This window comes from Streptomyces tamarix (assembly GCF_032423885.1).
GTDB lineage: Bacteria > Actinomycetota > Actinomycetes > Streptomycetales > Streptomycetaceae > Streptomyces > Streptomyces tamarix.
The window spans coordinates 144964-169145 of the sequence record NZ_JAWCTQ010000004.1 but is presented as its reverse complement, the minus strand read 5'-3'; the positions used below and the strand labels follow the sequence as shown (position 1 = coordinate 169145).

Here is a 24182-nt window from a genome sequence, read left to right as displayed (position 1 = left end):
CTGCTCCAGCGCACAGCGTCAGGAGGTGCCCCACCGTGCGATGCATGGTGGGGCACCCTTGTGCCCGCGGTACGTCAGAACGGCAGAAGCCCCGCCGCACCTCTAGATGAATGAGTCCGATGTTTGTGCTGGTCGCGACCATGGCGAAGGGCGCCCGTTGGTCAGTGTGTGAAGACAAACCTGGACGCCCTTCTGACGGCACTGTACGTGTTCATCGACGACCATGTGGCCCCTTGTCGCCGGATTGGGCGACCCCCGAAACTCACGGACGCCGAACTGCTGTGCCTGGCCGTCGCCCAAGTCCTGCTCGGCTTCCCCTCGGCACGCCACTGGATCCGCTTCGCCCACGCACGCCTCGGACACCTGTTCCGCTACCTGCCTCAACAGTCCGCCTGCAACAAGCGTCTCAACGCCGCCGGGCCGCTGATCAGCCGCGTGATCGAGGCCCTGGCTCGACAGGTACCCACCTGGAACGACGACCTGCGGCTGATCGACTCCACCCCGCTGCCCTGCGCGGCCTCCCGCGAGAGCGTCAAAGGCTCCGACCTGGCCGGGCACTGCGGCTACGGCTATTGCCGCTCCCACTCTCGCTTCTTTTGGGTCTTTCGCCTCTACCTGGTCACCACCGCCGAAGGCATGCCCGTCACCTGGTGCCTGGCCAACCCGAAGATCGGCGAGCGGGAGGTGATGGCCGCGCTGCTGGAACGCGACCATCACCTCATCCGCCAAGGCCAGGTGATCCTCGCGGACAAGGGCTTCGCCGGGAAGGAGTTCGAAGCGTTCTGCACCGAGCGCCTCGGCGCTCGTCTCGTGCGGCCGGACCGCAAGGACGAACCGGTCCGGCACGGGAAGATCGCCCGCGTCCGTCAGTGGATCGAAGCCGTGATCGATACGCTCAAGGGCCAGCTCAGCCTGGAACAGCACGGCGGCAGGACCCCGGCCGGAGTCTTCGCCCGCACCGGTCAACGACTCCTCGCCCTCGCCGCCGGCATCTGGCACAACTGGACCACTGGTGCCGCAGTCAAACGATCACTGATCGCCTACGACCACTGAGAACACCGGACTCACTCATCTAGTGGCCGTGCGGCCCGGTGGCTACGCTCCTGACCATGACTGATCACGTGCAGGTATCGACCGCCACGCCCACCGAAGAGGACGCCGTGGCCCTGGCCGGCTCGGCGGTCAAGGCCCGGCTCGCTGCCGGGGCCCAGGTGATCGGCCCCGTCACCAGCGTGTTCTGGCACCTCGGGGAGTACGGCACCGGCAAGGAGTACAAGGTCCTCCTCACGACCACCGCGGAGCGGTACCCGGAGCTAGAGGCCCACCTCTTGGCGGAGCACCCGTGGGACAACCCCGAGTTGATCGCCACGCCGATCACGACCGGCGCCGCGCGGGCCCTGGAGTGGATTGAGAGCTCCGTGGGCCCGCAGCAGGACTAGGGGGCCGCGCGATCGAGGACCGCCCGTACGGCGGGGAGCTGCCCATGGGGGCGCAGGCTCTCCAGGACGGGCGCGATGCGCTGCATGGGCCGGATGGACGCGACGCCCGTGGCGAGGTCCAGCGCGCGGTCCGTGGTCGCGGCGGCCTCCTCCACCTCCCCGGCGGTGAGGTAGGCCTCCGCGAGCCACGAGAGATAGAGCGACTTGTCCCGGGCGTACTCGTCCGGGTACCGGCCGAGGGCGTCCGTGAGGGCGGGGACGGCGCGGAGCGGGCGGCGGAGCTCCGTCCAGCAGCGGCCCGTCATGATGCCCAGCTCCGTGCGGTCCACCCAGACCGACCAGTCCGGTTGCGGCTCGCCGTCCTGGGCGGTCTCCAGGGCCTCCTGGGCCGAGGCAAGCGCGGCCTCCGTCCCGGCCGGCTGGCCGTCCACCGCGCACGCCCACGCGAGCCGTTCATAGAGCAACGCCCGGACGGAGGCCGGCGTCCTGTCCGTGATGGTGGCGCAGGAGGCCCGGGCGAAGGTCACTGCGGTCCGCCGGTCGTGGGCGAGGGCGCCGTACGCGAGGAAGGCCAACGAGTTGCCGTAGAGATCGGCGTCCCCGGCCTCCTGGGCGTACGTGCGGCTCTCCTCGTAGAGGGAGGCCGCCTCCTTCCCGCGGCCTCCGTCGAAGGCGGCCCACCCGGCCTGCTGGGCCTGCTCGGCCAGGAGCGAGGTGAGCCGGAGGCGTGCGTCCTCACCGGCGAAGGAGCCGCGGTGGAGGACGGCTTTCGTGCGCTGGACCTCCGCGAGGTACACGCAGTAGGTGTCGCCACCGCCGAGGATGTCATCCAGGCGGCGGAGGCGGGCGGTGCGCTCCCGGAGGCGGTCCACGTAGGAGTTCGTGATGCGGGCCGGCGGGGCGGCGTGGTGGAGGGCGGGGAGCGCGGCGGCCAGGCCGGAGGCGGTGGCCACCTGGAGAACGGTGCGGCGGTGCAAGTCGGGTCCAGTCCAGTCCTGTGAAGCAGGAGCGGACTCCGCCTCCCACGGTCGGGGAGCGAGACCGACCATGTGACCGGGCACCCGTAGGGCGTCCGCGATCTGAACGATTTTGCCGAAGCTGCTGATGCGGCCCTGATCGCGTGCCAGCGTGCCGACCCGCTCCGGCTTGATATCGCACTCGGTGGCGATCCGGGAGTAACTGATTCCGGCCCGTTCTCGTGCGAGGCGGAACACCGCGCCGAAGTCGTGGGTGGACAAAGCGTGTTGCATGGAAGCGTCGTCCAGGAGGTCACGCGGGAGCGCGGCCGGAGGCTGAAAGCTCATGGCGGTCTCTTCCTGCCCGGTAAGGCTGCACGCCGTGCTCTGCGGCGTGCCTACCCATCATGGGTATACCCGGCGGCGGGACGCGCGGATTTCACAGGGATTCCACTCTGAACGTCGAGGCCCCGGGGGCAGTGGTGTGCCGCACCGGGGCGTGGACGACTGTGAGGAGTCGCCGTGCATGAGCGTAGCCAACTGTCCGGTGGGGGCACGGATTCGAGGATCCCGGCCTCCTACACATGGTGTGGCCGCTGCCTCCGGGTGCCACTGCCGACTGGCCGGACCTCGCTGCGATCCGGGTTGTCCAGTACGGGTCCGGAGACGAACTCCTCATCCCGGGGCCGCGGAAGACCTTGACCGGGATGTGCTGGCTCTGGCCTCCGGAGGAGGACCGTCCGTACGTCGATCCGGCCATGTTGCGCCGCGCGGTCGAAACACTGATCGGCCCACTGGACGAGGTCGCGGCGAAGGGGGAGGTGTGCCGCTACTGCAACGCCGTAACAGCGGACGTCGTGCTCGTGGCATGGGGGCACCAGGACAGCGGGCCCGGCTGGAGCTGGTACGCCTGCAAACCCTGCTTCCACGCACGTGGGTCGAAGGAGGCAACGGCGTGAGCGGGCACATGGAAGAGACGGCCCGGGCCGGGCTCGCCGGGGCGGAGGCCGGCCGGTGACGCTCCCCGACAACCCGGACCGCTAGGACGCGAGGACCGCGCAGCACCGACAAGCGGTCGCGTACCTGGTCGCGCTGGTCACCATCATGTGCGCCCTCGCCTACGGGATCTTTCGGTGAAGCTCCCGGACCAGCCGGACACTGGCCGCCGGCTGGTGTGGGTCATCGGCCAGTGCTGGAGGTGCGACGGCGCCGGCCTCCCGGTCATGTGGCCCGGTCCACAGCGAGGACCACGGCGCCGGCCCGTTCCACGCGTGCGAACCCTGCATCCGGCGCCTGGAGGCCCTGGTGGCCGACTACAGCGCCAGACGAGACACCTGAGACTTCCGCCCCCGGCGGGGACCTTCCCCGCGCACCCGGTACCGGCTCACGCCGGGCGCACCCGAGGGCGGCGCCGCTCCTGCTGTGACGGGCAGGACAGCCCCCCGACCCATGAGGGGCCGGGCACCATCCACCCACGAGGGAGACCGCTTTGAGCGCGCGCCCCATCCTGACCGGCGGCCAGGCCGCCTCCTGCTACTTCCGCACGACCGTGGACGCCCCCCACCGGAAAGCGCTCGTGCAGATCTGCGAGCCGTGCAACGCGCTGTGTGACCACTGCTTCGTGGTGGCGACGAAGCGCGGTAAGTACATGTCGGTGGACAACGTCCGGGACAAGCTGGTCCCGCAGCTCACCGAGGCCCGCGTCACGAAGGTCACGATCACCGGCGGGGAACCGATGATGCACCCGGACCTCCTGGAGATCGTCGCCCTGTTCCGCGCCGCCGGGATGTCGGTGGGCGTCTGCACCAACGGCACGATGTGCTCCGACGAGACGATCGCCGCCCTGGCGGAGCTGGACGTCCACATGAACGTCAGCCTGGACGGGTTCGCGCCGGAGTCGCACGACACGTTCCGCAAGCTCGAAGGGTGCTTCGCCGAGACGGTGGACACCATCCGGCGGTTCGCCCGCGCCGGCATCCTCCAGGGCCTCCTGTGCACGCCGAACAACCTGGCGCAGGACCGCGAGTACCGGGAGCTGGTCCAGTTCGCCCGGGAGCACGGTGCCACGTACGTCCTCATGAACCCCCTCGGCTCGATGGGCCGGGGAGCGTCGAAGAGGGCGCAGGGCAAGCTCCGCACCCCAGAGGACCGAATGCGGGACATCGCCGCCATGACCGCGGAGGCGGCCGGCGACGAGCTCGAAATGGTGAACATCCGGTTCCCGAACACGGAGGGCAAGCCGCTCGCGGGCTGCGAGGCCGGCACCATCGTCTACGTGTTCACGGACGGCGGCGTGGCGATCTGCCCGTACCTGGTGTTCGCGGCCCGGACGAACGTCTCCCAGCACCCTGACACGGACTTCCTCGTGGGCAACGTATGGGAACACGACGACATCGCGGCGCGGTTGGACGCGTACGGCAAGTTCTCCGACCGGTGGGACCTCGGGGGGAACTCGACGTGCGGCGCGTGCTCCCTCTCGCCCTCGTGCGGGAAGGGCTGCCCGGCCGCTGTGGTGGCCGCCGGCGAACGGATCGGCGCGGTGGACACGGAACAGTGCCCGGTGGTCCCGCGCCAGACCCGCGTCCTGCCCCTGGTCGGTGTCTCGTGACCGGGGACCGCGGCCTCCTGGTCGCCGTCGAGGGCCCGGGCGGAGTCGGGAAGTCAACGGTCACGGCTCTCGTGGCCCACCTCCTTCGGGCGGAGGGCGTGCCCGTGCTCGCGACCCGGGAGCCCACGGACACCACCCTGGGCAACCTCGCGCGGCACGGCACGGACGACTACCAGGGCGAGGCCATGGCGTGCCTCATCGCCGCCGACCGCTTCAAGCACGGCGAGGAGATCCAGCCCGCCCTGGAGCGCGGGGACGTCGTGGTCTGTGACCGGTACATCGCCAGTAGCCTCGCGCTGCAGTGCATGGACGGCGTTGACCGGGAATTCGTGTGGCTCCTCAACGAACGGGTCCTTCAGCCGGACCTGACCGTGGTGGTGAGCGGTGATCCGGTCGTGATCGAGGCCAGGCTCACCGCGCGGGGCGCGCACTCCCGGTACGAACGCGCCGAGGGCTCCAGCCGCGTGGAGTGCGCCTACTTCGCGGAGGCCGCTAAGTTCCTACGCGGCAAGGGACAACGCGTCCTGGACGTGGATGCCACCCAGACGCCGGCCGAAGAGGTCGCCCGCGCGATCGTCTCCACGGTCACTCGACTCCGGAAGGACCAGCCGCACCATGCTGGACGTGCTCACGTTCAACCTCAACAACCCGTCCCGGGAGCGCGCGGAGAGACAGCTCCGGTACCTGGCGCAGCGGCCGGAGCCGGTGCTCGTCCTCACGGAGACGGCGCTCAGCGCGGGGTGTGAGTACCTGGCCGAGCGGTTCGAACGGGCCGGCTACTCGGTGACCTTCCCCCGGCCTCCGCACGGCACCCGGGAGCGGGGCGTGATGATCGTCTCCCGCCTCGCCATGGGCCCGCTCCGGTTGCCGGTGGACTACCTCCCGCACCGGGTGGCCGCGGTGACCGTGGAGACCGGCACGGGGCCGCTGGAGGTCGTGGGGGTGTACGTGCCGTCCCGGGACGCCACGGAGGCGAAGGTCACCAGGAAGCGCACGTTCCTGGCGGGCCTGGCCGCCGCCCTGCCCACCGGGAAGGCCGGCCACCGCCTGGTCCTCGGGGACTTCAACATCCTGGAACCGGATCACACGCCCCGGTACTCGACGTTCAAGGCCTGGGAGTACGGGTTCTACACCGGGCTCGCCGCAGCCGGGTACGTGGATGCCTTCCGCCTCCTGGCGCCGGACGCCCTGGAGTACTCCTGGGTGGGGCGCACCGGCGACGGCTACCGCTACGACCACGCCCACGTCTCCGGACCCCTCACGCGCCACGTGACGGGCTGCCGGTACGTGCACGAGCCGCGCACCCACGAGGACCGGCTCACGGACCACTCCGCCCTCACGGTCGCCCTGGCGCTCAACGCCACGGCGCCCCTCGACGTGACCGACCCGGCCGCCGCGGAACTCGCGGCACCGACGCTGTTCTGACCCTGCACCACCCGCCCGAGGAGGACGGCATGAAGGTTGAGACCTGGGAGCACGTGACGCGGCTGCGGAAGTGGCTCGATTCGGATGCGGCCCCGACGTCGGTGGAGGACGCCAGGCTCCTGCGCGTGCTCAAAATCAGCGAGGAGCTGGGCGAGGTCGCGGAGGCCCTGCACGGGGCGCTCGGCGCGAACCCGCGGAAGGGTGCGTCACACGGGTGGGGCGACGTGGCGTCGGAGCTCGCGGACGTCATCGTGACGGCCGGGGTCGCTCTGGACACGGTGAGCGGGGACGGCGCGGCGGTGATGGGGCATCAGCTCCAGAGCCGTACGGTGGACGAGACCACGGCGGCCGGGGACATCCGGCTCCTCCAGGTCCTCGCGATCAGCGGCGGCATGGGTGCGGTCGCCACCGCTGTGTACGGCGCGCTGGGCACCGGCCCGCGCGGTGAGGCGGTCGAGGTGACGCACACGTGGGGGGACGTGGAGGCGCGCCTCGGTGAGCTCATCCTCACGGCCGCCGCCGCGCTGGACGACCTCACCGGCGATGCATGGAAGACGGTGGACGAACGGCTCCGGTTCCTCGTGGAGCGGGTCGCCGCCTAGGCCCGGACATGCCTCGGCCCCGGCTGCCTGAGCACCCGCCCCAGCGCACAGCGTCAGGGGATGCCCTACCGTGCGATGCATGGTGGGGCACCCTTGTGTCCGCGGTAGGTCAGAACGGCAGAAGCCCCGCCGCACCCCAGTGACGGGAGTATGGCGGGAGCCCGGCACCCGTCCGCTCGGCGCCCACCTGTTCGGCGTCCGCCCGCCCGCCGTCCGGGCCCGTCCGCCCGCCGTCCGCCCTCCGCCGCCCGCCGTCCGGGGCCGGCCGCCCGCCCGGCGTCCGCCCCGCCTCCGTCCGGGCCCCGTCCCTGCGGCGGCGAGGCCGGTCGCCGTCGTGGTCCGCTCAGCCGCGGTGGCGCGGGAGGGTCGACTCCAGGCGGAGGCGCACCGCCTCGTCGGGTACGTGTTCCAGGGCGGCCAGCGCGACGGCGTACGCGCGCCCGTCCGGGTCCGCCGTCGCCAGCAGCCGCTCCAGCGCGTCCGCGGCGCGGTCGTCCCGGCGGGCCGCCAGGCCGCGCGCGGCCTCCGCGGCGACGGCCGGGTCCGGCTCCTCGTCGTCCAGCCGGGCGGCCAGGGCCCCCCGTACGGTGGGGGAGTCGTCCGGGGCCACCGCCAGGGCGTGCACCGCCGCCGCGCGCACCGCCGCGTCCCCGTCGCGGGCCAGCGCCACCAGCGCGGCCACCCCCTCCCGGTGCCCCTCCGGGACGAGGCCGGTCACGGCCACGGCGACCCCGCGCCGTACCCGCGCGTCCGGGTGGACGGCGTGCCGCAGCACGTCGGGCAGCACCGCCGCGTCGCCCTGCGCCCCGAGCGCCCGCACCACGGCGAGGACCACGTCGGCTTCCCGGGCCTCCCGGGCCAGCTCCCGCAGCACCGGCACCGCCCGCGCGGCGAACGCCCCGGCGCGCCCGCCCGAGGTGGTGAGCCGGGCCAGCACGTCCGCGCCGAACGCCTGCCGCAGCGGGTCCCCGTCCGCGCACCACGCGGCTGCCGCAGCGAACGTCTCCTCGTCCCCGCGCCGCCCCAGCGCCTCCGCGGCCTCCGTCCAGTCGTCCAGCGCCGGGTCGCCGCAGCGCAGCGCCCGCCCGGCCAGCTCCTCGTACGGCGGGCGCTCGCCCAGGGCGGCCTCCAGCAGCGTGGCGATCGCGGCGTGCCCGGTCTGCAGCTCGCGCCCCGCGACCGGCCGCCCGTCCCGCAGGGCCTCCACGACGACCGTCACGCCGCCGTCCTCCGGGATGCGCCGCGTCACGGTCTCGATCCCGCCCCCGTACGCCTCCACCAACCCGTCCCGCAGGACGCGCTCCACGTCCACGCCCAGCCACGCCCGGGCCTCCGCCAGCGCCTCCTCCCGCCCCGGCGCGCCCCGCTCCAGCAGCGCCCGCACCACCGGCACCGACCCGCGCCGCGCCGCCGCCACCAGCGGAACGGCCCCGTCCGGTCCGGCGGCGCCCGGGTCGGCACCGTACTCCAGCAGCGCCCGCACCGTGCCGGCGTACCCCTGGCGCACCGCCCAGGCCAGCGCCGTGTACCCGAACTCCTCGCGCTGATCGGGCCACGCCCCCGCCGCCAGCAGCGCCCGCACCGTCTCCGTGTGGCCGTGGCACGCGGCGCCGCACAGCGGCAGGTCGCCGCCCTTCTCGCCGCTGCCCCGCCCCGGGTCGGCCCCGGCGGCCAGCAACAGCCGCACGATCCCGGTGCGGCCGCCCACCGCGGCGGTGTACAGGGCGGTCCCGCCGTCCTCGTCGGTGGCCTCGGCGGGCGCGCCCGACCTGAGCAGCCGCACCACGGCGTCGTCGTCACCTCCGTGGACGGCCTCGAACAGATCCTCGTGAACAGGGGCGGGCACCATCGTCATACCCCGACCCTCACCCGCGCGCCGCCCGCCCGCAAGCAATCGCACCCCCGAACAGGCCCCTCACGTGTCGCACTCCAGCACCGTGCGGCACAGCCCGCACCGCGCCCGCACCCGCCCCCGCACCGGGATCCGCACGCGCTGCCGGCACGTCGGGCACGGGAACGACACCCGCAGCGCGCCCCCGCCCCCGCCCTCGAAGGCGTACCCGGCCCCGGCCGGCGCGGCGGCGTCCGGGTCGCCCTGTGCGTACCGCCGCCGCTCCTTCGCGTACCGGTGCCGCCCCGCCCGGCCCGCGGCCACCAGCGGGGGCCGCCGCTCGTCGAGCAGCGCCTCCTGGAGGCCGCGCCCGTACGCCTCGTACGCCTGCGGGCTGGTGAACCACGGCGAGGGGTCCTCGCCGAACACCCGCGCCCGCTTGGCCAGCACGTACCCGAACTCCTCCGGGGTCAGGTAGCCGAGCTTCTGGCTCGACACCGCGTCCTCCCGGTAGGCATCCAGCAGCAGCCATCCGGCGCCCAGGTACGCGGTGGCGGTGTCGGTGAGGATCTCGTTGTCCCGCGTGTCGGGGAAGGCCAGGCCCAGGCGGTGCAGCAGCACGTGGGTGATCTCGTGGGCGAGGGCGGCGCCGATGTCCCGGCGGTGCGTGCGGAACCGGTCGTTCAGCTCGACGAAGTACTCCGGCCCCGCCGCCAGCTCGACGCTCGCCGCGTGCTCCATCGGCCGGAAGGTCACGATCACCCGCGCCTCCGGGAGCCGCAGCTGGCGCACCAGCGCCCGGGCCGCCCGGTGCGCGCCCAGGTGCAGGTCGTCGGTGTCGGCGAAGGCGACGTCGGCGGGGGCGACGCTGCCGGCGTACGCGTGGAGGCCGTCGGGCGTGATCCGCCGGTACAGCGCGGTGATCGCCGCCCGTACCGTGCCGAGGTGCGGGAAGCCGTGGACGACGTCGCCGCCGGCCCCGCCCGCTCTGCCGTTCGCCACGTCCGGTACCCCCAAGCACGACGCCGACCCCCCTTCCACGGTACGGCGGTGGCCGCGCCGGCGGACCGTCCGCCCCCGGCGGCCGGTGCGTGGCCGAAAAGACGGGCTTGTGTCCTTCGCGCGGCCCTCCGGATAATCCCGTCCATGTCTTGACGGGCTCATGACACCCAAACGTGTGGCCCGAGGTGCGCAAGGCATCAACCCCCCACGAAGGGAAGGCAGTTGAAGAAAACACTGGTACGTGCTCTGAAGAGATTCGCCGCGGTCGGCGCGGTCGTGCTCGCCGCGGTCAGCCTCCAGCCCACCAACGCCTCCGCCGCCCCCGCGCCCGTCGTCGGCGGCACGCGCGCGGCCCAGGGGGAGTTCCCCTGGATGGTCCGGCTCTCCATGGGCTGCGGCGGCTCCCTGCTCACCCAGCAGATCGTGCTCACCGCCGCCCACTGCGTCAGCGGCTCCGGCAACAACACCAGCATCACCGCCACCGCCGGCGTGGTCGACCTCCAGAGCACCTCCGCGATCAAGGTCCGCTCCACCAAGGTCCTCCAGGCCCCCGGCTACAACGGCTCGGGCAAGGACTGGGCCCTGATCAAGCTCGCCCAGCCGATCAACCTGCCCACCCTCGACATCGCCACCACCACCACCTACAACAGCGGCACCTTCACCATCGCCGGCTGGGGCGCCAACCGCGAGGGCGGCAGCCAGCAGCGCTACCTCCTCAAGGCCGAGGTGCCGTTCGTCTCCGACACCACCTGCCGGCAGTCCTACAGCGACCTGATCGCCTCCGAGGAACTGTGCGCCGGCTACACCAGCGGCGGCGTCGACACGTGCCAGGGCGACTCCGGCGGACCCATGTTCCGCCGCGACGCCAACGGCGCCTGGATCCAGGTCGGCATCGTCAGCTGGGGCTACGGCTGCGCCCGGCCGAACTACCCGGGCGTGTACACCGAGGTCTCCACCTTCGCCTCCGCCATCAAGTCGGCGGCCGCCACCCTGTGACCCCCTGACGCGTCCGGCGACGCGCCCGACACGAGGCAGGCCCGCCACCACCGCGGGCCTGCCTCCCGTCGTACCCCCTCACCCCGCCGTACCCCCTCACCCGCCCCCGGGTCGCGCCCCCGGCCCGCACCCCCGCACACGCCGCCCCCCCACCCCCACCCGCCCCGCTGACCGCATCCCGAACACCCCCGCCCCACCCCCCGGCGACCCGTCTAAGCTCGCGGGCATGAGCACGAGCGACACGAGCGACAAGAGCGACACGCGCGACATGGACGACACCGTCACCGCCGAACTGACCCGCCTCCGCGAGAGCATCGACAACATCGACGCGGCCGTCGTCCACATGCTGGCCGAGCGGTTCAAGTGCACCCAGCAGGTCGGCCTCCTCAAGGCCCGCCACCACCTGCCCCCGGCCGACCCCGCCCGCGAAGCCCGTCAGATCGCCCGCCTCCGCCAGCTCGCCGAGACCGCCCACCTCGACCCGGCCTTCGCCGAGAAACTCCTCAACTTCATCATCGCCGAGGTCATCCGCCACCACGAACGCATCGCCGTCGAACCCCACACAGCGGACCGCACGGACGACACCGACAACGCCGACAACACCACCGGGGGCGCCCCCCGCCCCTGACGCGCCCCACGACTGACGCTTACAGCAAAACCCGCCCCCTCGCCGCCGCCCCATCGGGCAGCATGGGCCCATGCCCGTACTGACGCGCGAAGAGGCGCAGACCCGAGCCCGGATCCTGGACGTCCACCGTTACACGATCGACCTCGACCTGACCACCGGCGACGACACCTTCGACTCGACCACCGTCATCGAGTTCACCGCCCGCGCCGCCGGTGACACCTTCGTCGAGCTCAAGCCCGCCACCCTGCGCGGCGCGACCCTGGACGGGCAGCCCCTCGACCCGGCCACCCTGGACGACAACCGGCTCCCCCTCACCGGCCTCACCGAAGGCCGCCACGAACTCCGCGTCGACGCCACCATGCGGTACTCCCGCACCGGCGAGGGCATGCACCGCTTCACCGACCCCACCGACGGCGAGACGTACACCTACACACAGATGTTCCTCGACGACGTGCAACGCGTCATCGCCGCCTTCGACCAACCCGACCTCAAAGCCGCCTTCGACGTCACCGTCACCGCCCCCGACCACTGGACGGTCCTCGCCAACGGCATCACCACACGACAGGACGACGGCCGCTGGAAGGCCGCCACCACCCCCCGCATCTCCACCTACCTCGTCGCCGTCGCCGCCGGCCCCTGGCACACCGTCCGCACCGAACACGCCGGACTCCCCTTCGCCATCCACTGCCGCCGCTCCCTCGCCCCCCACCTCGACGCCGACGCCGCCGAAATCCTCGACGTCACCCGCCGCTGCTTCGACCGCTACCACGAGAAGTTCGACGAGCCCTACCCCTTCGACTCCTACGACCAGGCGTTCGTCCCCGAATTCAACGCCGGCGCCATGGAGAACCCCGGCCTCGTCACCTTCCGCGACGACTTCGTCTTCCGCTCCGCCGTCACCGTCGCCGAACGACAGACCCGCGCCATGGTCATCGCCCACGAAATGGCCCACATGTGGTTCGGCGACCTCGTCACCCTCAAGTGGTGGGACGACATCTGGCTCAACGAGTCCTTCGCCGAGTACATGGGCTACCAGACCATCAACGAAGCCACCACCCGCTACCCCGACACCTGGATCGGCTACGGCATCGCCCGCAAATCCTGGGGCTCCGACGCCGACCAACGCCCCTCCACCCACGCCGTCGCGCCCGACCCCGACGCCGTCCCCGACACCGCCTCCGCCCTCCTCAACTTCGACGGCATCTCCTACGCCAAGGGCGCCTCCGCCCTCCGCCAGCTCGTCGCCTGGATGGGCGAAAAAGAATTCCTCGCCGGCATCAACCACCACTTCACCCGCCACAAGTACGGCAACGCCACCCTCGCCGACTTCATCGACAACCTCGCCTCGGCCACCGACCGCGACGTCCACGCCTGGGCCGACGCCTGGCTCCGCACCACCGGCATCGACACCCTCACCGCCGACGTCACCCCCGGACCCGGCCGCTGGACCCTCACCCTCCACCGCGACGGCAGCCGCCCCCACCGCGCCACCATCGGCGTCTACGACCGCGACCTCGCCGACAGCCGCACCCTGGTCCTACGCGAACGGTACGAGACGGACATCCCGCAAGACACCCCCGAAACCCGCCCCGGCACCCGCCCCGCCCTCGTCCTCCCCAACGAACACGACCTCACCTACGCCAAGATCCACCTCGACGACGTCTCCCTGGAAACCACCCTGCGCGGCATCTCCGCCGTCCCCGACCCACTCGCCCGCGCCGTCCTGTGGAACACCCTGCGCGACATGGTCCGCGACGGCCACCTCGCCCCCACCGACTACCTCACCACCGCCCACACCCACCTCCCCGAAGAAACCGACGTCTCCCTCGTCGACAGCGTCCTCGGCTTCGCCATCCACCAAATCGCCGACCGCTACGTCCCCCCCACCGACCGCACCACAGCCCGCACCACCCTCACCGACCTCACCCGCGACCTCATCCGCCGCACCGAGGACGGCGAAAACCCCGGCCTCCGCCTCACCGCCGTACGCCACTTCATCGACTGCACCGACCGCACCGGCACCCTCCACGCCTGGCTCAACGACGGCGCCGTCCCCGGCGGCCCCGACCTCGACCCCGAACTGCGCTGGCGCATCCTCAAACGCCTCGCCGTCCTCGGCGCCACCGACGAAGCCGCCATCGACGCCGAACTCGACCGCGACCCCAGCGCCACCGGCCAGGAAGGCGCCGCCCGCTGCCGCGCCGCCCTCCCCACCCCCGAAGCCAAAGACACCGCCTGGCAGCGCATGTTCCACGACGACACCCTCTCCAACTACCTCTTCAACGCCACCGCCGAAGGCTTCTGGCAACCCGAACAAGCCGACCTCCTCACCCCCTACGTCCCCCGCTACTACCCCGAAGCCACCGCCCTCGCCGCCCGCCGCGGCCCCGCCATCGCCACCGCCGCCGGCCGCCAAGCCTTCCCCGCCTACACCATCACCCACGACAACCTCCGCCTCGGCGACGAACACCTCGCCACCGCCGACCCCACCCCCGCCCTCCGCCGCCAGCTCATCGACCGCCTCGACGACCTGCGCCGCGCCCTGCGCGTCCGCGAAGGCTGACCCCACCCGGCCCCAGCGCCCCCGGCGGACACCATCCACCCCAGCGCCCCCTGCGGACACCACCCGCCGGGGGCGCTCGGCTGGGTGGACACGACGACACCCCCACCCGCATCACCCACCACCCCCCCGAAGCGAACCCACCGGACCCCGCTCCCCTCCACCCACCGGGCGACCCCCTCACGAACCTCATCCGAACCCACCCACCCCCACCCCACCGCCCGCACCACCCACATGACGCGTGTAGACCCCCGACCCCCCACACCAACCCCGAACACACCCACCAGGTTTCGAACCCACCACCCCGTGCGAAAGACACCACATGACCACCCCCGAACCCCCCCACATCACCGTCCGCGGCGAAGCCCACATCGAAACCGACCCCGACCTCGCCCGCATCGGCATCACCCTCACCGCCCGCGGCACCGACCGCCGCACCACCCTCCACGACCTCACCCGCCGCAACACCACCACCCTCGACCTCATCCACAGCTACGGACCCGCCCTCGACACCCTCGAAACCACCGCCCTCACCCTCACCCCCGAACTCACCCGACGCGGCCGCGGCGAACACATCCACACCCACCACGCCACCACCCACCTCACCGCCACCCTCAACGACTTCACCGCACTCAACGAACTCGTCACCCGCCTCGCCGACCTCGACCTCACCCGCATCGACGGCCCCTGGTGGATCCTGCGCCCCACCTCACCCACCCACACCGAAGCCCGACACCAAGCCGTCAAAGACGCCGTCCGCCGTGCCCGCGACTACGCCCACGCCCTCGGCACCGACATCCACACCCTCCTCGCACTCGACGACACCACCCCCGACCCCATCCCCTTCGGCGCCACCACCCACCGCATGGCCTTCACCACCGAAAGCACCACCACCCCCCCACCCCTCGACCTCCAACCCCAACGCCAAACCGCCACCGCCCACATCACCGCCCGATTCACCCTCCACCCCCCCACCCTCTGAACCACCCCCAACCCCACCTCCCCACCCTCACCCCACCCCCACCCACCCCCGGAAAACTGCTCATCAGAGCAACCCACCGCACACTTCAACACTTGTCAAAAACCATCCACCAAAAGGCGATTGACCCGTCACCCACACCCCACCCCCTACCCACCAGTAAGCCCTAGGCTCACACCATGCGCCGAGCCAAAATCGTCTGCACCCTAGGACCCGCCACCCACTCGTACGACCAGATCAAAGCCCTCATCGAAGCCGGAATGGACGTCGCCCGACTCAACCTCAGCCACGGCACCTACACCGACCACGAAGAACGCTACGCCCGCGTCCGCAAAGCCGCCGACGAAACCGGCCGCAACATCGGAATCCTCGCCGACCTTCAAGGCCCGAAGATCCGCCTCGGCCGCTTCCACGAAGGACCCGTACTCCTTGAACGCGGCGACCACTTCACCATCACCACCGAACCCGTCCAAGGCGACCGCACACAATGCGGCACCACCTACAACAACCTCCCCACCGACGTCACCCCCGGCGAACGCATCCTCATCGACGACGGCCGCGTCACCCTCCAAGTCACCACCGTCGAAGGCCCCCACGTCCACACCCGCGTCATCGAAGGCGGCCTGGTCTCCGACCACAAAGGACTCAACCTCCCCGGCATCGCCGTCTCCGTCCCCGCCCTCTCCGAAAAAGACATCGACGACCTCCGCTGGGCCCTCCGCACCGGCGTCGACATCATCGCCCTCTCCTTCGTCCGCACCGGCCACGACGCCCAAGACGTCCACCGCATCATGAACGAAGAAGGCCGCCACATCCCCGTCATCGCCAAAATCGAAAAACCCCAAGCCGTCGACAACATCGACGACATCGTCGCCGCCTTCGACGGCATCATGGTCGCCCGCGGCGACCTCGGCGTCGAAATGCCCCTCGAACAAGTCCCCATCGTCCAGAAACGCGCCATCAAACTCGCCAAACGCAACGCCAAACCCGTCATCGTCGCCACACAAATGCTCGACTCCATGATCGACAACTCCCGCCCCACCCGCGCCGAAGCCAGCGACGTCGCCAACGCCGTCATCGACGGCACCGACGCCGTCATGCTCTCCGGCGAAACCAGCGTCGGACGCCACCCCGTCGAAACCGTCCGCACCATGAGCCGCATCGTCACCGCCGCCGAAGAAGACGTCCTCGCCAAAGGACTCCCCCCACTCACCGAACGCAACAAACCCCGCACCCAAGGCGGCGCCGTCGCCCGCGCCGCCGCCGAGATCGGCGACTTCCTCGGCGCCAAATACCTCGTCGCCTTCACCCAGTCCGGCGACACCGTCCGCCGCCTCAGCCGCTACCGCTCACCCATCCCCCTGCTCGCCTTCACCCCGGACCCGGCGACCTGCTCCCAGCTCAACCTCACCTGGGGCGTCGAGACCTTCCTGGGCCCCCACGTCGACTCCACGGACGCGATGGTGGCGCAGGTCGACGAACACCTGCTGAAGATCGGCCGCTGCCGACCCGGCGACATCGTGATCATCACCGCCGGCTCCCCGCCCGGCGTCCCCGGCACCACCAACATGGTCCGCGTCCACCACATCGGAGAAGCGGTCCGCTGACCCCCTAGAACTTCGCTCCGACATAGGCGTCCATCAACGCGACGGACGCCTTCCGAGCCACGGAGACGGTGTACGGATCACCGTTGCGCGTACAGTGCGTCCACTCCACACCCAGCTTGTCGAGGACACCCGTGAAGAGCTCCCGGATGTCGTCGGACTTGTTGGTGAAGAAGTACCGGGGGTACTCGTAGCGCTTCCGCTCACCACCCACGAGGCGCGTGGTCCAGTTGGTGATCCGGCACCCGTCGGAGTGGACGAGCCCCCGGACGAAGTCCCACGGACAGGCGTCCACGACGGCCTGCTGCCACCCGTCCAGCACGATCCGCCGCTCGTGCTTCTTCCCGGGCCCGTGCTGCGGGAAGAGGCAGAGCCAGTGTTTGCTGTAGGACTTCACTTCGACGCAACCGGGCTTGTCGCGCCTCCCGATGCCGGGCAGGGCCATGACCCTTCCCATGGCCTCTTCCGCTGCGGCGATCAGGCCGACCTGCGTGGCGTCGCAGTAGATCGAAAGATGATGTTGCCTGGGCTTCGAGACGATGTGCCCGTCGCCCAGGTAGAGGCCGAGCAGATAGGCGTACGCCTCCCCGTCGAGTGGCGTGCCGTCGCAGTGAGGGCAGTCCGAGGCGGGCCGTCCGGGGCGCTCCCCGCGCTTCGCGCGGTCGATGTGGCGCCAGTAGCCGATCGTGCCCAGAGGTATTCCGAGCTGCCGGGCCACGTCCGTGTTGCGCGCTCCGCCGCGCAGCATCGTCAGCGCTCGATTGCGCGTATGCATGTCGTACATGCGGGCGAGGATGACGCGCGTCAAGCGACGGGGTAGGGCTAAGCCACAGCTTTACCGCGATCGAGTGACCGCCGTCACCCGAACCCGTGACCATGGAACCGAAGGTAGTTGTGCCCCAGGTGGGATTCGAACCCACACTGTCGGTGGTTTGAGCACCGTCTCTCTAACCAGTTGGAGTACTGGGGCCTTCAAATGACAGGCTGGGGGTAGCCCTGTGTGTTCATACCTTACAGGAGATAGGTAGGCTCATGGGGAGCTGTATCGCCCGTACCGAGGAGCCTCCGTGACCGCCCCCGAGTCGCCCCAGCCCGTCGCCGACGACGACAAGTCGCACGTCCCGCCGCTGACGACCCGCGTCGTCATCGCCGAGGACGAGGCCCTCATCCGCCTCGACCTCAAAGAGATGCTCGAGGAGGAGGGCTACACCGTCGTCGGCGAGGCGGGCGACGGGGCCCGGGCCGTGGAGCTGGCCCGTGAGCACCGTCCCGATCTGGTGATCCTGGATGTGAAGATGCCCGTCCTCGATGGGATCTCTGCTGCTGAGAAGATCGCTGGTGAGTCGCTCGCCCCGGTGTTGATGTTGACTGCGTTCTCGCAGCGGGAGCTGGTGGAGCGGGCGCGGGACGCGGGTGCGATGGCGTATCTGGTGAAGCCGTTCAGCAAGAGCGATGTCGTTCCGGCGATCGAGATGGCGGTGTCGCGGTTCGCGGAGTTGCGGGCGCTGGAGAAGGAGGTCGCGGACCTCTCGCAGCGGTTGGAGACGCGGAAGTTGGTGGATCGGGCGAAGAGCGTTCTGCAGACGCAGTATGGCTTGTCGGAGCCGGCGGCGTTCCGGTGGATCCAGAAGACGTCGATGGATCGGCGGATGTCGATGCAGCAGGTTGCGGAGGCGGTCATCGAGGACGCTGAGGAGAAGAAGGCGGCGAAGGGTCAGTAGGTGGGTCCTGTGTGGGGCGTGTTGGTGGGGTGGGCCTCGGCTCGGTGTCTGTTTCCGTGTGTGGGCGCGGTCTGATTCCGGGTGGGGTGGGGGTGGGAGCGCCGGGTGCCTTGTGGAGGGGGTTCGGCGCTCCCGTGTCGGTCAGGACATGCCGGGTATGTTCTCGGTGTCCTTTGGGGTGGCGTCGCGGAGCATGCAGGTGAGGCGTGCCGTGCAGATGCGCTTGTTCTGGTCGTCGGTGATGACGATTTCGTACGTGGCGGTGGAGCGTCCGCGGTGTACGGGGGTGGCGGTGCCGGTGATGAGTCCGGAGCGGACGCCGCGGTGGTGGGTGCAGTTCAGGTCGACGCCTACGGCGATCTTTCGGGAGCCGCCGTGGAGCATTGCGCCTACGGAGCCGAGTGTCTCGGCGAGGACGGCGGAGGCTCCGCCGTGGAGGAGGCCGTAGGGCTGGGTGTTGCCTTCGACGGGCATGGTGCCGATGACGCGGTCGGGGGCGGCTTCGATGATCTGTAGGCCCATGCGGTTGCCGAGGTGGCCGGCGGAGAAGAGGGCGGGCAGGTCGACGCCGAGTGCGGCGTATTCGTCGATGATCTCTTGTGGGAAGGTGGCTGTGGTTTGCTCGCCCATGGGGTCCGAACTCCGTTCGTCGTCGTACGGCTGTCCTGGTGGTGCTGCTGAGCGAACGCTCAGTCGGTCGGTGATTGTTCCAGACGGACGATGACGGACTTGCTGGCGGGGGTGTTGCTGACGTCCGCGGTGGCGTCCAGTGGTACGAGGACGTTCGTCTCCGGGTAGTAGGCGGCGGCGCAGCCGCGTGCGGTCGGGTAGTGGACGACGCGGAATCCGGGGGCGCGGCGTTCGGTGCCGTCGGTCCACTCGCTGATGAGGTCGGCGTACGAGCCGTCGGCGAGGTTCCGTTCGCGGGCGTCGTCGGGGTGGATGAGGACGACGCGGCGGCCGCCTTTGATGCCGCGGTAGCGGTCGTCGAGGCCGTAGATGGTGGTGTTGTACTGGTCGTGCGAGCGCAGTGTTTGTAGTAGCAGTCGGCCTTCGGGGACCTTGGGGTATTCGACGGGGGCGGCGGTGAAGTTGGCTTTGCCGGTTGTGGTGGGGAAGCGTCGTTCGTCGCGTGGGGCGTGGGGGAGGGCGAATCCGCTGGGGTTGGCGGCGAGCCGGGCGTTGAAGTCTTCGAAGCCGGGTACTACGCGCGCGATGCGGTCGCGGATGGTGGCGTAGTCCTTTTCGAACTCTTCCCAGGGGGTGGTCGATGAGGGGCCGAGGACGGCGCGGGCCATGCGGGCGACGATGGCCGGTTCGGACAGCAGGTGGGGGCTGGCGGGTGGCAGGTTGCCTCGGGAGGGGTGGACGAGGCCCATTGAGTCCTCGACGGTGACGAATTGTCGGCCGGATGCCTGTACGTCTCGGTCGGTGCGGCCGAGGGTGGGCAGGATCAGTGCGCGTGTGCCGGTGACGGTGTGGGATCGGTTGAGCTTGGTGGAGACGTGCACGGTGAGTCGGGCGCGGCGCATCGCGGCTTCGGTGACTTGGGTGTCGGGGGTTGCGCCGACGAAGTTGCCGCCCATCGCGAAGAAGACTTTCGCGCGGCCGTCGCGGAGCGCCTGGATGGAGCGGACCACGTCGTAGCCGTGGTGGCGGGGCGAGGTGATGCCGAACTCTTTGTCGAGGGCGTCGAGGAACGCTTCGGTGGGCCGTTCGAAGATGCCCATGGTGCGGTCGCCTTGGACGTTGGAGTGGCCGCGGACGGGGCAGACGCCGGCGCCGGGGCGGCCGATGGCGCCGCGCAGCAGGAGGAGGTTGACGATCTCCCGGATGGTGGGCACGGAGTGTTTGTGTTGGGTGAGGCCCATTGCCCAGCAGACGATCGTGCGGCGTGAGGCGAGGATCATCCGCAGGGCGCTTTCGATCGCGTCGCGGGTCAGTCCCGTCGCGGTGAGCGTTTCGTCCCAGTCGGCGGCGCGGGCGGCGGCGGCGAATTCTTCGAAGCCGTGCGTGTGGGTGCGTACGAACTCTTCGTCGACGGCGCCTTCGGTGTCGAGGACGAGTTTGTTGAGGAGGCGGAACAGGGCTTGGTCGCCGCCGATGCGGATCTGTAGGAACAGGTCGGTGAGGGCTGTGCCCGTCAGGAGGCCCTTGGCGGTCTGCGGGTTCTTGAACCGTTCCAGGCCCGCCTCGGGCAGCGGGTTCACGGAGATGATCTTCGCGCCGGTCGCCTTGGCCTTTTCCAGCGCGGTCAGCATCCGGGGGTGGTTCGTGCCCGGGTTCTGTCCGGCGACGATGATCAGGTCGGCTTGGTGGAGGTCGTCGAGGGAGACGCTGCCCTTGCCGACGCCGAGGGTCTCGGTGAGTGCGGAGCCGGACGATTCGTGGCACATGTTGGAGCAGTCCGGCAGGTTGTTCGTGCCGAATTCGCGGGCGAAGAGTTGGAGCAGGAACGCGGCCTCGTTGCTGGTCCGGCCCGAGGTGTAGAACAGTGCTTCGTCGGGGGAGTCCAGCGCGGTCAGCTCCTCCGCGATGATCGCGAACGCCCGTTCCCAGGTGACCGGCTCGTACCGGTCGCCGCCCTCCGGCAGGTATACCGGGTGTGTGATGCGGCCCTGTTGGCCCAGCCAGTAGCCGCTGCGGTCCGCCAGGTCGGGCAGCGGGTGCGCGGCGAAGAATTCCGGGGTGACCCGGCGTAGTGTGGCCTCCTCGGCGACGGCCTTGGCGCCGTTCTCGCAGAACTCCGCGACGTGCCGCTTGTCGCCCTCGGGCCAGGCGCAGCCCGGGCAGTCGAAGCCGTCCTTCTGGTTGACCTTGAGGAGCGTGCGGGTCGTGCGGCCCAGTCCCATCTGTGCCCGGGAGGCGCGCAGGCCGTGGACGACGCCGGGCAGGCCGGCGGCGGCGTGCTGGACGGCTCCCACCTGCGGAGCGTCCTGGACGGGGTCCCCTGCGGGCGGTTTGCTGACCATGGCGCGCTCCTTCGTTTCGCCGTACGTGTGTACGCGGGTGCGTCTTTCGATCCTGTCACGCGGGGGTCGGTGGTGGGTGGTGCCCGTCGGAGGTTGTCAGTGGAGCGTGGCAGGATCGTGCACGTGGCTGAGACAGCATCGAAGAAGACCGCGCAAGACCGTCCGCGCCTGCTCCTCATGGATGGGCACTCCCTGGCGTACCGGGCGTTCTTCGCGTTGCCCGCGGAGAACTTCACGACGTCGAGCGGGCAGGTGACCAATGCCGTCTACGGCTTCGCGTCGATGTTGGCGAACACGTTGCGTGACGAGGCGCCCACGCACTTCGCGGTGGCGTTCGACGTGTCCCGCAGGACCTGGCGTTCCCGGGACTTCCCGGAGTACAAGGCGAACCGCTCCGCCACGCCCGACGAGTTCAAGGGTCAGGTCGAGCTGATCGGCGAGCTGCTGGACACGATGAACGCGGTCCGGTTCGCCGTGGAGGACTACGAGGCGGACGACATCATCGCCACGCTGGCCACGCAGGCGGAGGCCGCCGGTTTCGAGGTGCTGATCGTCACCGGCGACCGCGACTCGTTCCAGCTGGTCACGGACCGCGTCACGGTGCTGTATCCGACGAAGGGCGTGTCGGAGCTGACCCGGTTCACGCCGGAGAAGGTGCAGGAGAAGTACGGGTTGTCGCCGAGCCAGTACCCGGACTTCGCGGCGCTGCGCGGTGATCCGTCGGACAACCTGCCGGGCATTCCGGGCGTCGGCGAGAAGACGGCCACGAAGTGGATCAACCAGTTCGGTTCGTTCCAGGAGCTGGTGGAGCGGGCCGACGAGGTGAAGGGCAAGGTCGGGCAGGCCCTGCGCGACCATTTGGAGTCCGTGAAGCTGAACCGGCACCTGACGGAGCTGGTGCGGGACGTGGAGCTGCCGAAGGCGGTGGCGGACCTGGAGCGCGCCCCTTATGACCGGGCGGCGCTCAAGGGCTTCCTGGAGGTCCTGGAGATCCGTAACCCGAGCTTGCGGGAGCGGTTGCTCGCCGTGGACCCCGGCTCCGAGGAGGAGGCCGGGCCCGCCCCGGCCGCCGGCGTGGAGCTGGACGGTGCGGTGCTGGGCGCCGGCGAGCTGGCGCCGTGGCTGGAGCGGCACGGGGGCGGGCCGCTGGGCATGGCGACGGCGGACAGCTGGGCGCTCGGTGTGGGCAGTGTCACCGAGGTCGCCCTCGCGGCGGCGGACGGCGCGGCGGCCTGGTTCGACCCGTCGCAGTTGGACGAGGCCGACGAGCGCGCGTTCGCCGCGTGGATCGCGGACCCGGCCCGGCCGAAGGTGCTGCACAACGCCAAGGCCGCCATGCGCGTCTTCCCGGAACACGGCTGGAGCGTCGCCGGCGTCACGATGGACACGGCGCTCGCGGCGTACCTGGTGAAGCCGGGTCGCCGTTCCTTCGCCCTGGACGCGCTCGCCGTCGAGTACCTGGGGCGGGAGCTCGCCCCGCCGTCCGCCGCCGACGGCCAGCTTGCGTTCGGCGCGGACGACACGGCGGAGGCCGACGCGCTGATGACGCAGGCGCGGGCCGTCCTCGACCTGGGCGAGGCGTTCGCCGCGCGCCTGGAGGAGGTGGGCGCGACACGGCTGCTGCACGAGGTGGAGCTGCCCACGTCCGAGCTGCTCGCCCGGATGGAGCGGCACGGCATCGCCGCCGACCGGCCGCACCTGGAGGGGATGGAGCAGCAGTTCGCCGGCGCCGTCCAGCAGGCGGTGAAGGAGGCGCACGCCTCGGTCGGCCACGAGTTCAACCTCGGGTCGCCCAAGCAGCTCCAGGAGGTCCTCTTCGGTGAGCTGAACCTGCCGAAGACCAAGAAGACCAAGACCGGCTACACGACGGACGCGGACGCGCTGGCCTGGCTCGCCGCCCGGACCGAGCACGAACTGCCCGTGATCATGCTCCGCCACCGGGAGCAGGCGAAGCTCCGCGTCACCGTGGAGGGCCTGATCAAGACGGTCGCGGCGGACGGCCGGATCCACACCACGTTCAACCAGACGGTCGCCGCGACCGGTCGGCTGTCGTCCACGGACCCGAACCTGCAGAACATCCCGGTCCGTACGGACGAGGGTCGCGCCATCCGCCGCGGCTTCGTCGTCGGCGAGGGCTTCGAGGCCCTGATGACCGCCGACTACAGCCAGATCGAGCTGCGCGTCATGGCGCACCTGTCGGAGGACGAGGGTCTCATCGAGGCGTTCACCTCCGGCGAGGACCTCCACACCACGGTCGCCTCCCAGGTCTTCGGCGTCGACAAGTCGGCCGTCGACGCCGAGATGCGCCGCAAGATCAAGGCCATGTCGTACGGGTTGGCGTACGGCCTGTCCGCGTTCGGCCTGTCGCAGCAGCTGAACATCGAGGCCGTCGAGGCGCGCGCCCTGATGGACACGTACTTCGAGCGGTTCGGCGGGGTGCGGGACTACCTGCGCCGCGTCGTCGACGAGGCCCGCGCGACGGGCTACACGGAGACGATGCTGGGCCGTCGCCGCTACCTGCCGGACCTGAACAGCGACAACCGGCAGCGGCGCGAGATGGCCGAGCGGATGGCGCTCAACGCGCCGATCCAGGGCACGGCCGCCGACATCGTGAAGGTCGCCATGCTCAACGTCGACCGGGCGCTGACCGCGGCCGGCCTGACCTCCCGGATGTTGCTCCAGGTCCACGACGAGATCGTGCTGGAGCTCGCGCCGGGGGAGCGGGAACGCGTCGAGGAGATCGTGCGCCGCGAGATGTCGTCGGCGGTCGAGCTGCGGGCGCCGCTGGACGTGTCGGTGGGCGTCGGCCCCGACTGGGAGTCGGCCGCGCACTGACCGGCCCGGACCGCGGAAGAGGGG

The 24182-nt window shown here is 70.8% G+C and carries 18 protein-coding genes, 1 tRNA gene and 1 pseudogene; 13 read left to right on the top strand and 7 right to left on the bottom strand.

Features of this window, described 5'->3' with window-relative positions; genetic code table 11:
- Nucleotides 1–168 precede the first annotated feature (168 nt).
- A complete protein-coding gene (locus RND61_RS05195) occupies nt 169–1053 on the top strand; it encodes an IS982 family transposase (protein ID WP_315876491.1) in 885 nt (294 codons plus the stop codon).
- 56 nt (nt 1054–1109) lie between these two features.
- Nucleotides 1110–1439, top strand: coding sequence for a divalent-cation tolerance protein CutA (gene cutA / locus RND61_RS05190; RefSeq protein ID WP_315876490.1), 330 nt, complete (start codon nt 1110–1112; stop codon nt 1437–1439).
- Here cutA and RND61_RS05185 read toward each other — a convergent pair.
- Nucleotides 1436–2743, bottom strand: coding sequence for a helix-turn-helix transcriptional regulator (locus RND61_RS05185; protein ID WP_315876489.1), 1308 nt, complete (start codon nt 2741–2743; stop codon nt 1436–1438). The two genes, cutA and RND61_RS05185, sit on opposite strands and share 4 nt — an antisense overlap.
- 1141 nt (nt 2744–3884) lie before the next feature.
- Between RND61_RS05185 and RND61_RS05180 the strand changes: the two genes are divergently transcribed.
- From RND61_RS05180 to RND61_RS05165, 4 genes and pseudogenes are all read left to right on the top strand, one after another.
- Nucleotides 3885–5003, top strand: coding sequence for a radical SAM protein (locus tag RND61_RS05180; protein ID WP_315876488.1), 1119 nt, complete (start codon nt 3885–3887; stop codon nt 5001–5003).
- Nucleotides 4949–5566, top strand: a pseudogene (tmk, locus tag RND61_RS05175) (dTMP kinase); the annotation flags it as partial. The gene RND61_RS05180 and the pseudogene tmk, both read left to right, overlap by 55 nt.
- Before the next feature lie 52 nt (nt 5567–5618).
- Complete coding sequence (locus RND61_RS05170) at nt 5619–6428, top strand: endonuclease/exonuclease/phosphatase family protein (protein ID WP_391652882.1); 810 nt, start codon at nt 5619–5621, stop codon at nt 6426–6428.
- Between the two features lie 29 nt (nt 6429–6457).
- Complete coding sequence (locus tag RND61_RS05165) at nt 6458–7030, top strand: MazG-like family protein (RefSeq protein WP_315876486.1); 573 nt, start codon at nt 6458–6460, stop codon at nt 7028–7030.
- A 343-nt stretch (nt 7031–7373) separates the two neighbouring features.
- On the opposite strand, the gene RND61_RS05160 is transcribed toward RND61_RS05165, so the two are convergent.
- Together RND61_RS05160 and RND61_RS05155 are read right to left on the bottom strand one after the other, a co-directional pair.
- Nucleotides 7374–8885 (bottom strand): ankyrin repeat domain-containing protein, encoded by a 1512-nt coding sequence (locus tag RND61_RS05160; RefSeq protein WP_315876485.1) that lies wholly within the window; start codon nt 8883–8885, stop codon nt 7374–7376.
- A 60-nt stretch (nt 8886–8945) separates the two neighbouring features.
- Entirely contained in the window at nt 8946–9863 is a 918-nt protein-coding gene (locus RND61_RS05155) for a hypothetical protein (RefSeq protein WP_315876484.1), read from the bottom strand.
- Nucleotides 9864–10085: 222 nt separating this feature from the next.
- On the opposite strand from RND61_RS05155, the gene RND61_RS05150 reads away from it, so the two are divergent.
- The 5 genes from RND61_RS05150 (at nt 10086) to pyk (ending at nt 16633) form a co-directional block, all read left to right on the top strand.
- Nucleotides 10086–10859 carry a S1 family peptidase gene (locus RND61_RS05150; protein ID WP_315876483.1) on the top strand — a complete coding sequence of 258 codons (774 nt, stop codon included), beginning with the start codon at nt 10086–10088 and terminating at the stop codon, nt 10857–10859.
- A 226-nt stretch (nt 10860–11085) separates the two neighbouring features.
- A complete protein-coding gene (locus RND61_RS05145; RefSeq protein WP_315876482.1) occupies nt 11086–11487 on the top strand; it encodes a chorismate mutase in 402 nt (133 codons plus the stop codon).
- A 70-nt stretch (nt 11488–11557) separates the two neighbouring features.
- Nucleotides 11558–14050 (top strand): aminopeptidase N, encoded by a 2493-nt coding sequence (pepN, locus tag RND61_RS05140; RefSeq protein WP_315876481.1) that lies wholly within the window; start codon nt 11558–11560, stop codon nt 14048–14050.
- Between the two features lie 319 nt (nt 14051–14369).
- Nucleotides 14370–15029 carry an SIMPL domain-containing protein gene (locus RND61_RS05135; RefSeq protein WP_315876480.1) on the top strand — a complete coding sequence of 220 codons (660 nt, stop codon included), beginning with the start codon at nt 14370–14372 and terminating at the stop codon, nt 15027–15029.
- A 176-nt stretch (nt 15030–15205) separates the two neighbouring features.
- Nucleotides 15206–16633, top strand: coding sequence for a pyruvate kinase (gene pyk / locus RND61_RS05130; RefSeq protein WP_315876479.1), 1428 nt, complete (start codon nt 15206–15208; stop codon nt 16631–16633).
- A gap of 4 nt (nt 16634–16637) precedes the next feature.
- On the opposite strand, the gene RND61_RS05125 is transcribed toward pyk, so the two are convergent.
- On the bottom strand, nt 16638–17405 hold the full coding sequence (locus RND61_RS05125) for a helix-turn-helix domain-containing protein (RefSeq protein WP_315876620.1): 768 nt from the start codon (nt 17403–17405) through the stop codon (nt 16638–16640).
- A 120-nt stretch (nt 17406–17525) separates the two neighbouring features.
- A tRNA-Leu gene (locus RND61_RS05120) sits at nt 17526–17600 on the bottom strand.
- A gap of 97 nt (nt 17601–17697) precedes the next feature.
- On the opposite strand from RND61_RS05120, the gene RND61_RS05115 reads away from it, so the two are divergent.
- The gene (locus RND61_RS05115; protein ID WP_315876478.1) at nt 17698–18351 is read left to right on the top strand and encodes an ANTAR domain-containing response regulator; all 654 of its coding nucleotides are present in this window, start codon (nt 17698–17700) and stop codon (nt 18349–18351) included.
- A gap of 141 nt (nt 18352–18492) precedes the next feature.
- On the opposite strand, the gene RND61_RS05110 is transcribed toward RND61_RS05115, so the two are convergent.
- Both RND61_RS05110 and RND61_RS05105 read right to left on the bottom strand, forming a co-directional pair.
- Nucleotides 18493–18981 carry a PaaI family thioesterase gene (locus tag RND61_RS05110; RefSeq protein ID WP_315876477.1) on the bottom strand — a complete coding sequence of 163 codons (489 nt, stop codon included), beginning with the start codon at nt 18979–18981 and terminating at the stop codon, nt 18493–18495.
- A 59-nt stretch (nt 18982–19040) separates the two neighbouring features.
- Complete coding sequence (locus tag RND61_RS05105; RefSeq protein WP_315876476.1) at nt 19041–21323, bottom strand: FdhF/YdeP family oxidoreductase; 2283 nt, start codon at nt 21321–21323, stop codon at nt 19041–19043.
- 123 nt (nt 21324–21446) lie between these two features.
- Here RND61_RS05105 and polA point away from each other — a divergent pair, with 123 nt between their 5' ends.
- Nucleotides 21447–24158 (top strand): DNA polymerase I, encoded by a 2712-nt coding sequence (gene polA / locus RND61_RS05100; RefSeq protein WP_315876475.1) that lies wholly within the window; start codon nt 21447–21449, stop codon nt 24156–24158.
- The last annotated feature ends 24 nt before the right edge of the window (nt 24159–24182 follow it).

Bases quoted from the DNA above. Each gene is read 5' to 3' on its own strand.
- RND61_RS05105 (WP_315876476.1), bottom strand. From the start codon at position 21,323: ATGGTCAGCAAACCGCCCGCAGGGGACCCCGTCCAGGACGCTCCGCAG.
- RND61_RS05160 (WP_315876485.1), bottom strand. From the start codon at position 8,885: ATGACGATGGTGCCCGCCCCTGTTCACGAGGATCTGTTCGAGGCCGTC.
- pyk (WP_315876479.1), top strand. From the start codon at position 15,206: ATGCGCCGAGCCAAAATCGTCTGCACCCTAGGACCCGCCACCCACTCG.
- RND61_RS05125 (WP_315876620.1), bottom strand. From the start codon at position 17,405: ATGCATACGCGCAATCGAGCGCTGACGATGCTGCGCGGCGGAGCGCGC.
- RND61_RS05170 (WP_391652882.1), top strand. From the start codon at position 5,619: ATGCTGGACGTGCTCACGTTCAACCTCAACAACCCGTCCCGGGAGCGC.
- RND61_RS05110 (WP_315876477.1), bottom strand. From the start codon at position 18,981: ATGGGCGAGCAAACCACAGCCACCTTCCCACAAGAGATCATCGACGAA.
- RND61_RS05135 (WP_315876480.1), top strand. From the start codon at position 14,370: ATGACCACCCCCGAACCCCCCCACATCACCGTCCGCGGCGAAGCCCAC.
- RND61_RS05145 (WP_315876482.1), top strand. From the start codon at position 11,086: ATGAGCACGAGCGACACGAGCGACAAGAGCGACACGCGCGACATGGAC.
- pepN (WP_315876481.1), top strand. From the start codon at position 11,558: ATGCCCGTACTGACGCGCGAAGAGGCGCAGACCCGAGCCCGGATCCTG.
- RND61_RS05185 (WP_315876489.1), bottom strand. From the start codon at position 2,743: ATGAGCTTTCAGCCTCCGGCCGCGCTCCCGCGTGACCTCCTGGACGAC.
- RND61_RS05165 (WP_315876486.1), top strand. From the start codon at position 6,458: ATGAAGGTTGAGACCTGGGAGCACGTGACGCGGCTGCGGAAGTGGCTC.
- cutA (WP_315876490.1), top strand. From the start codon at position 1,110: ATGACTGATCACGTGCAGGTATCGACCGCCACGCCCACCGAAGAGGAC.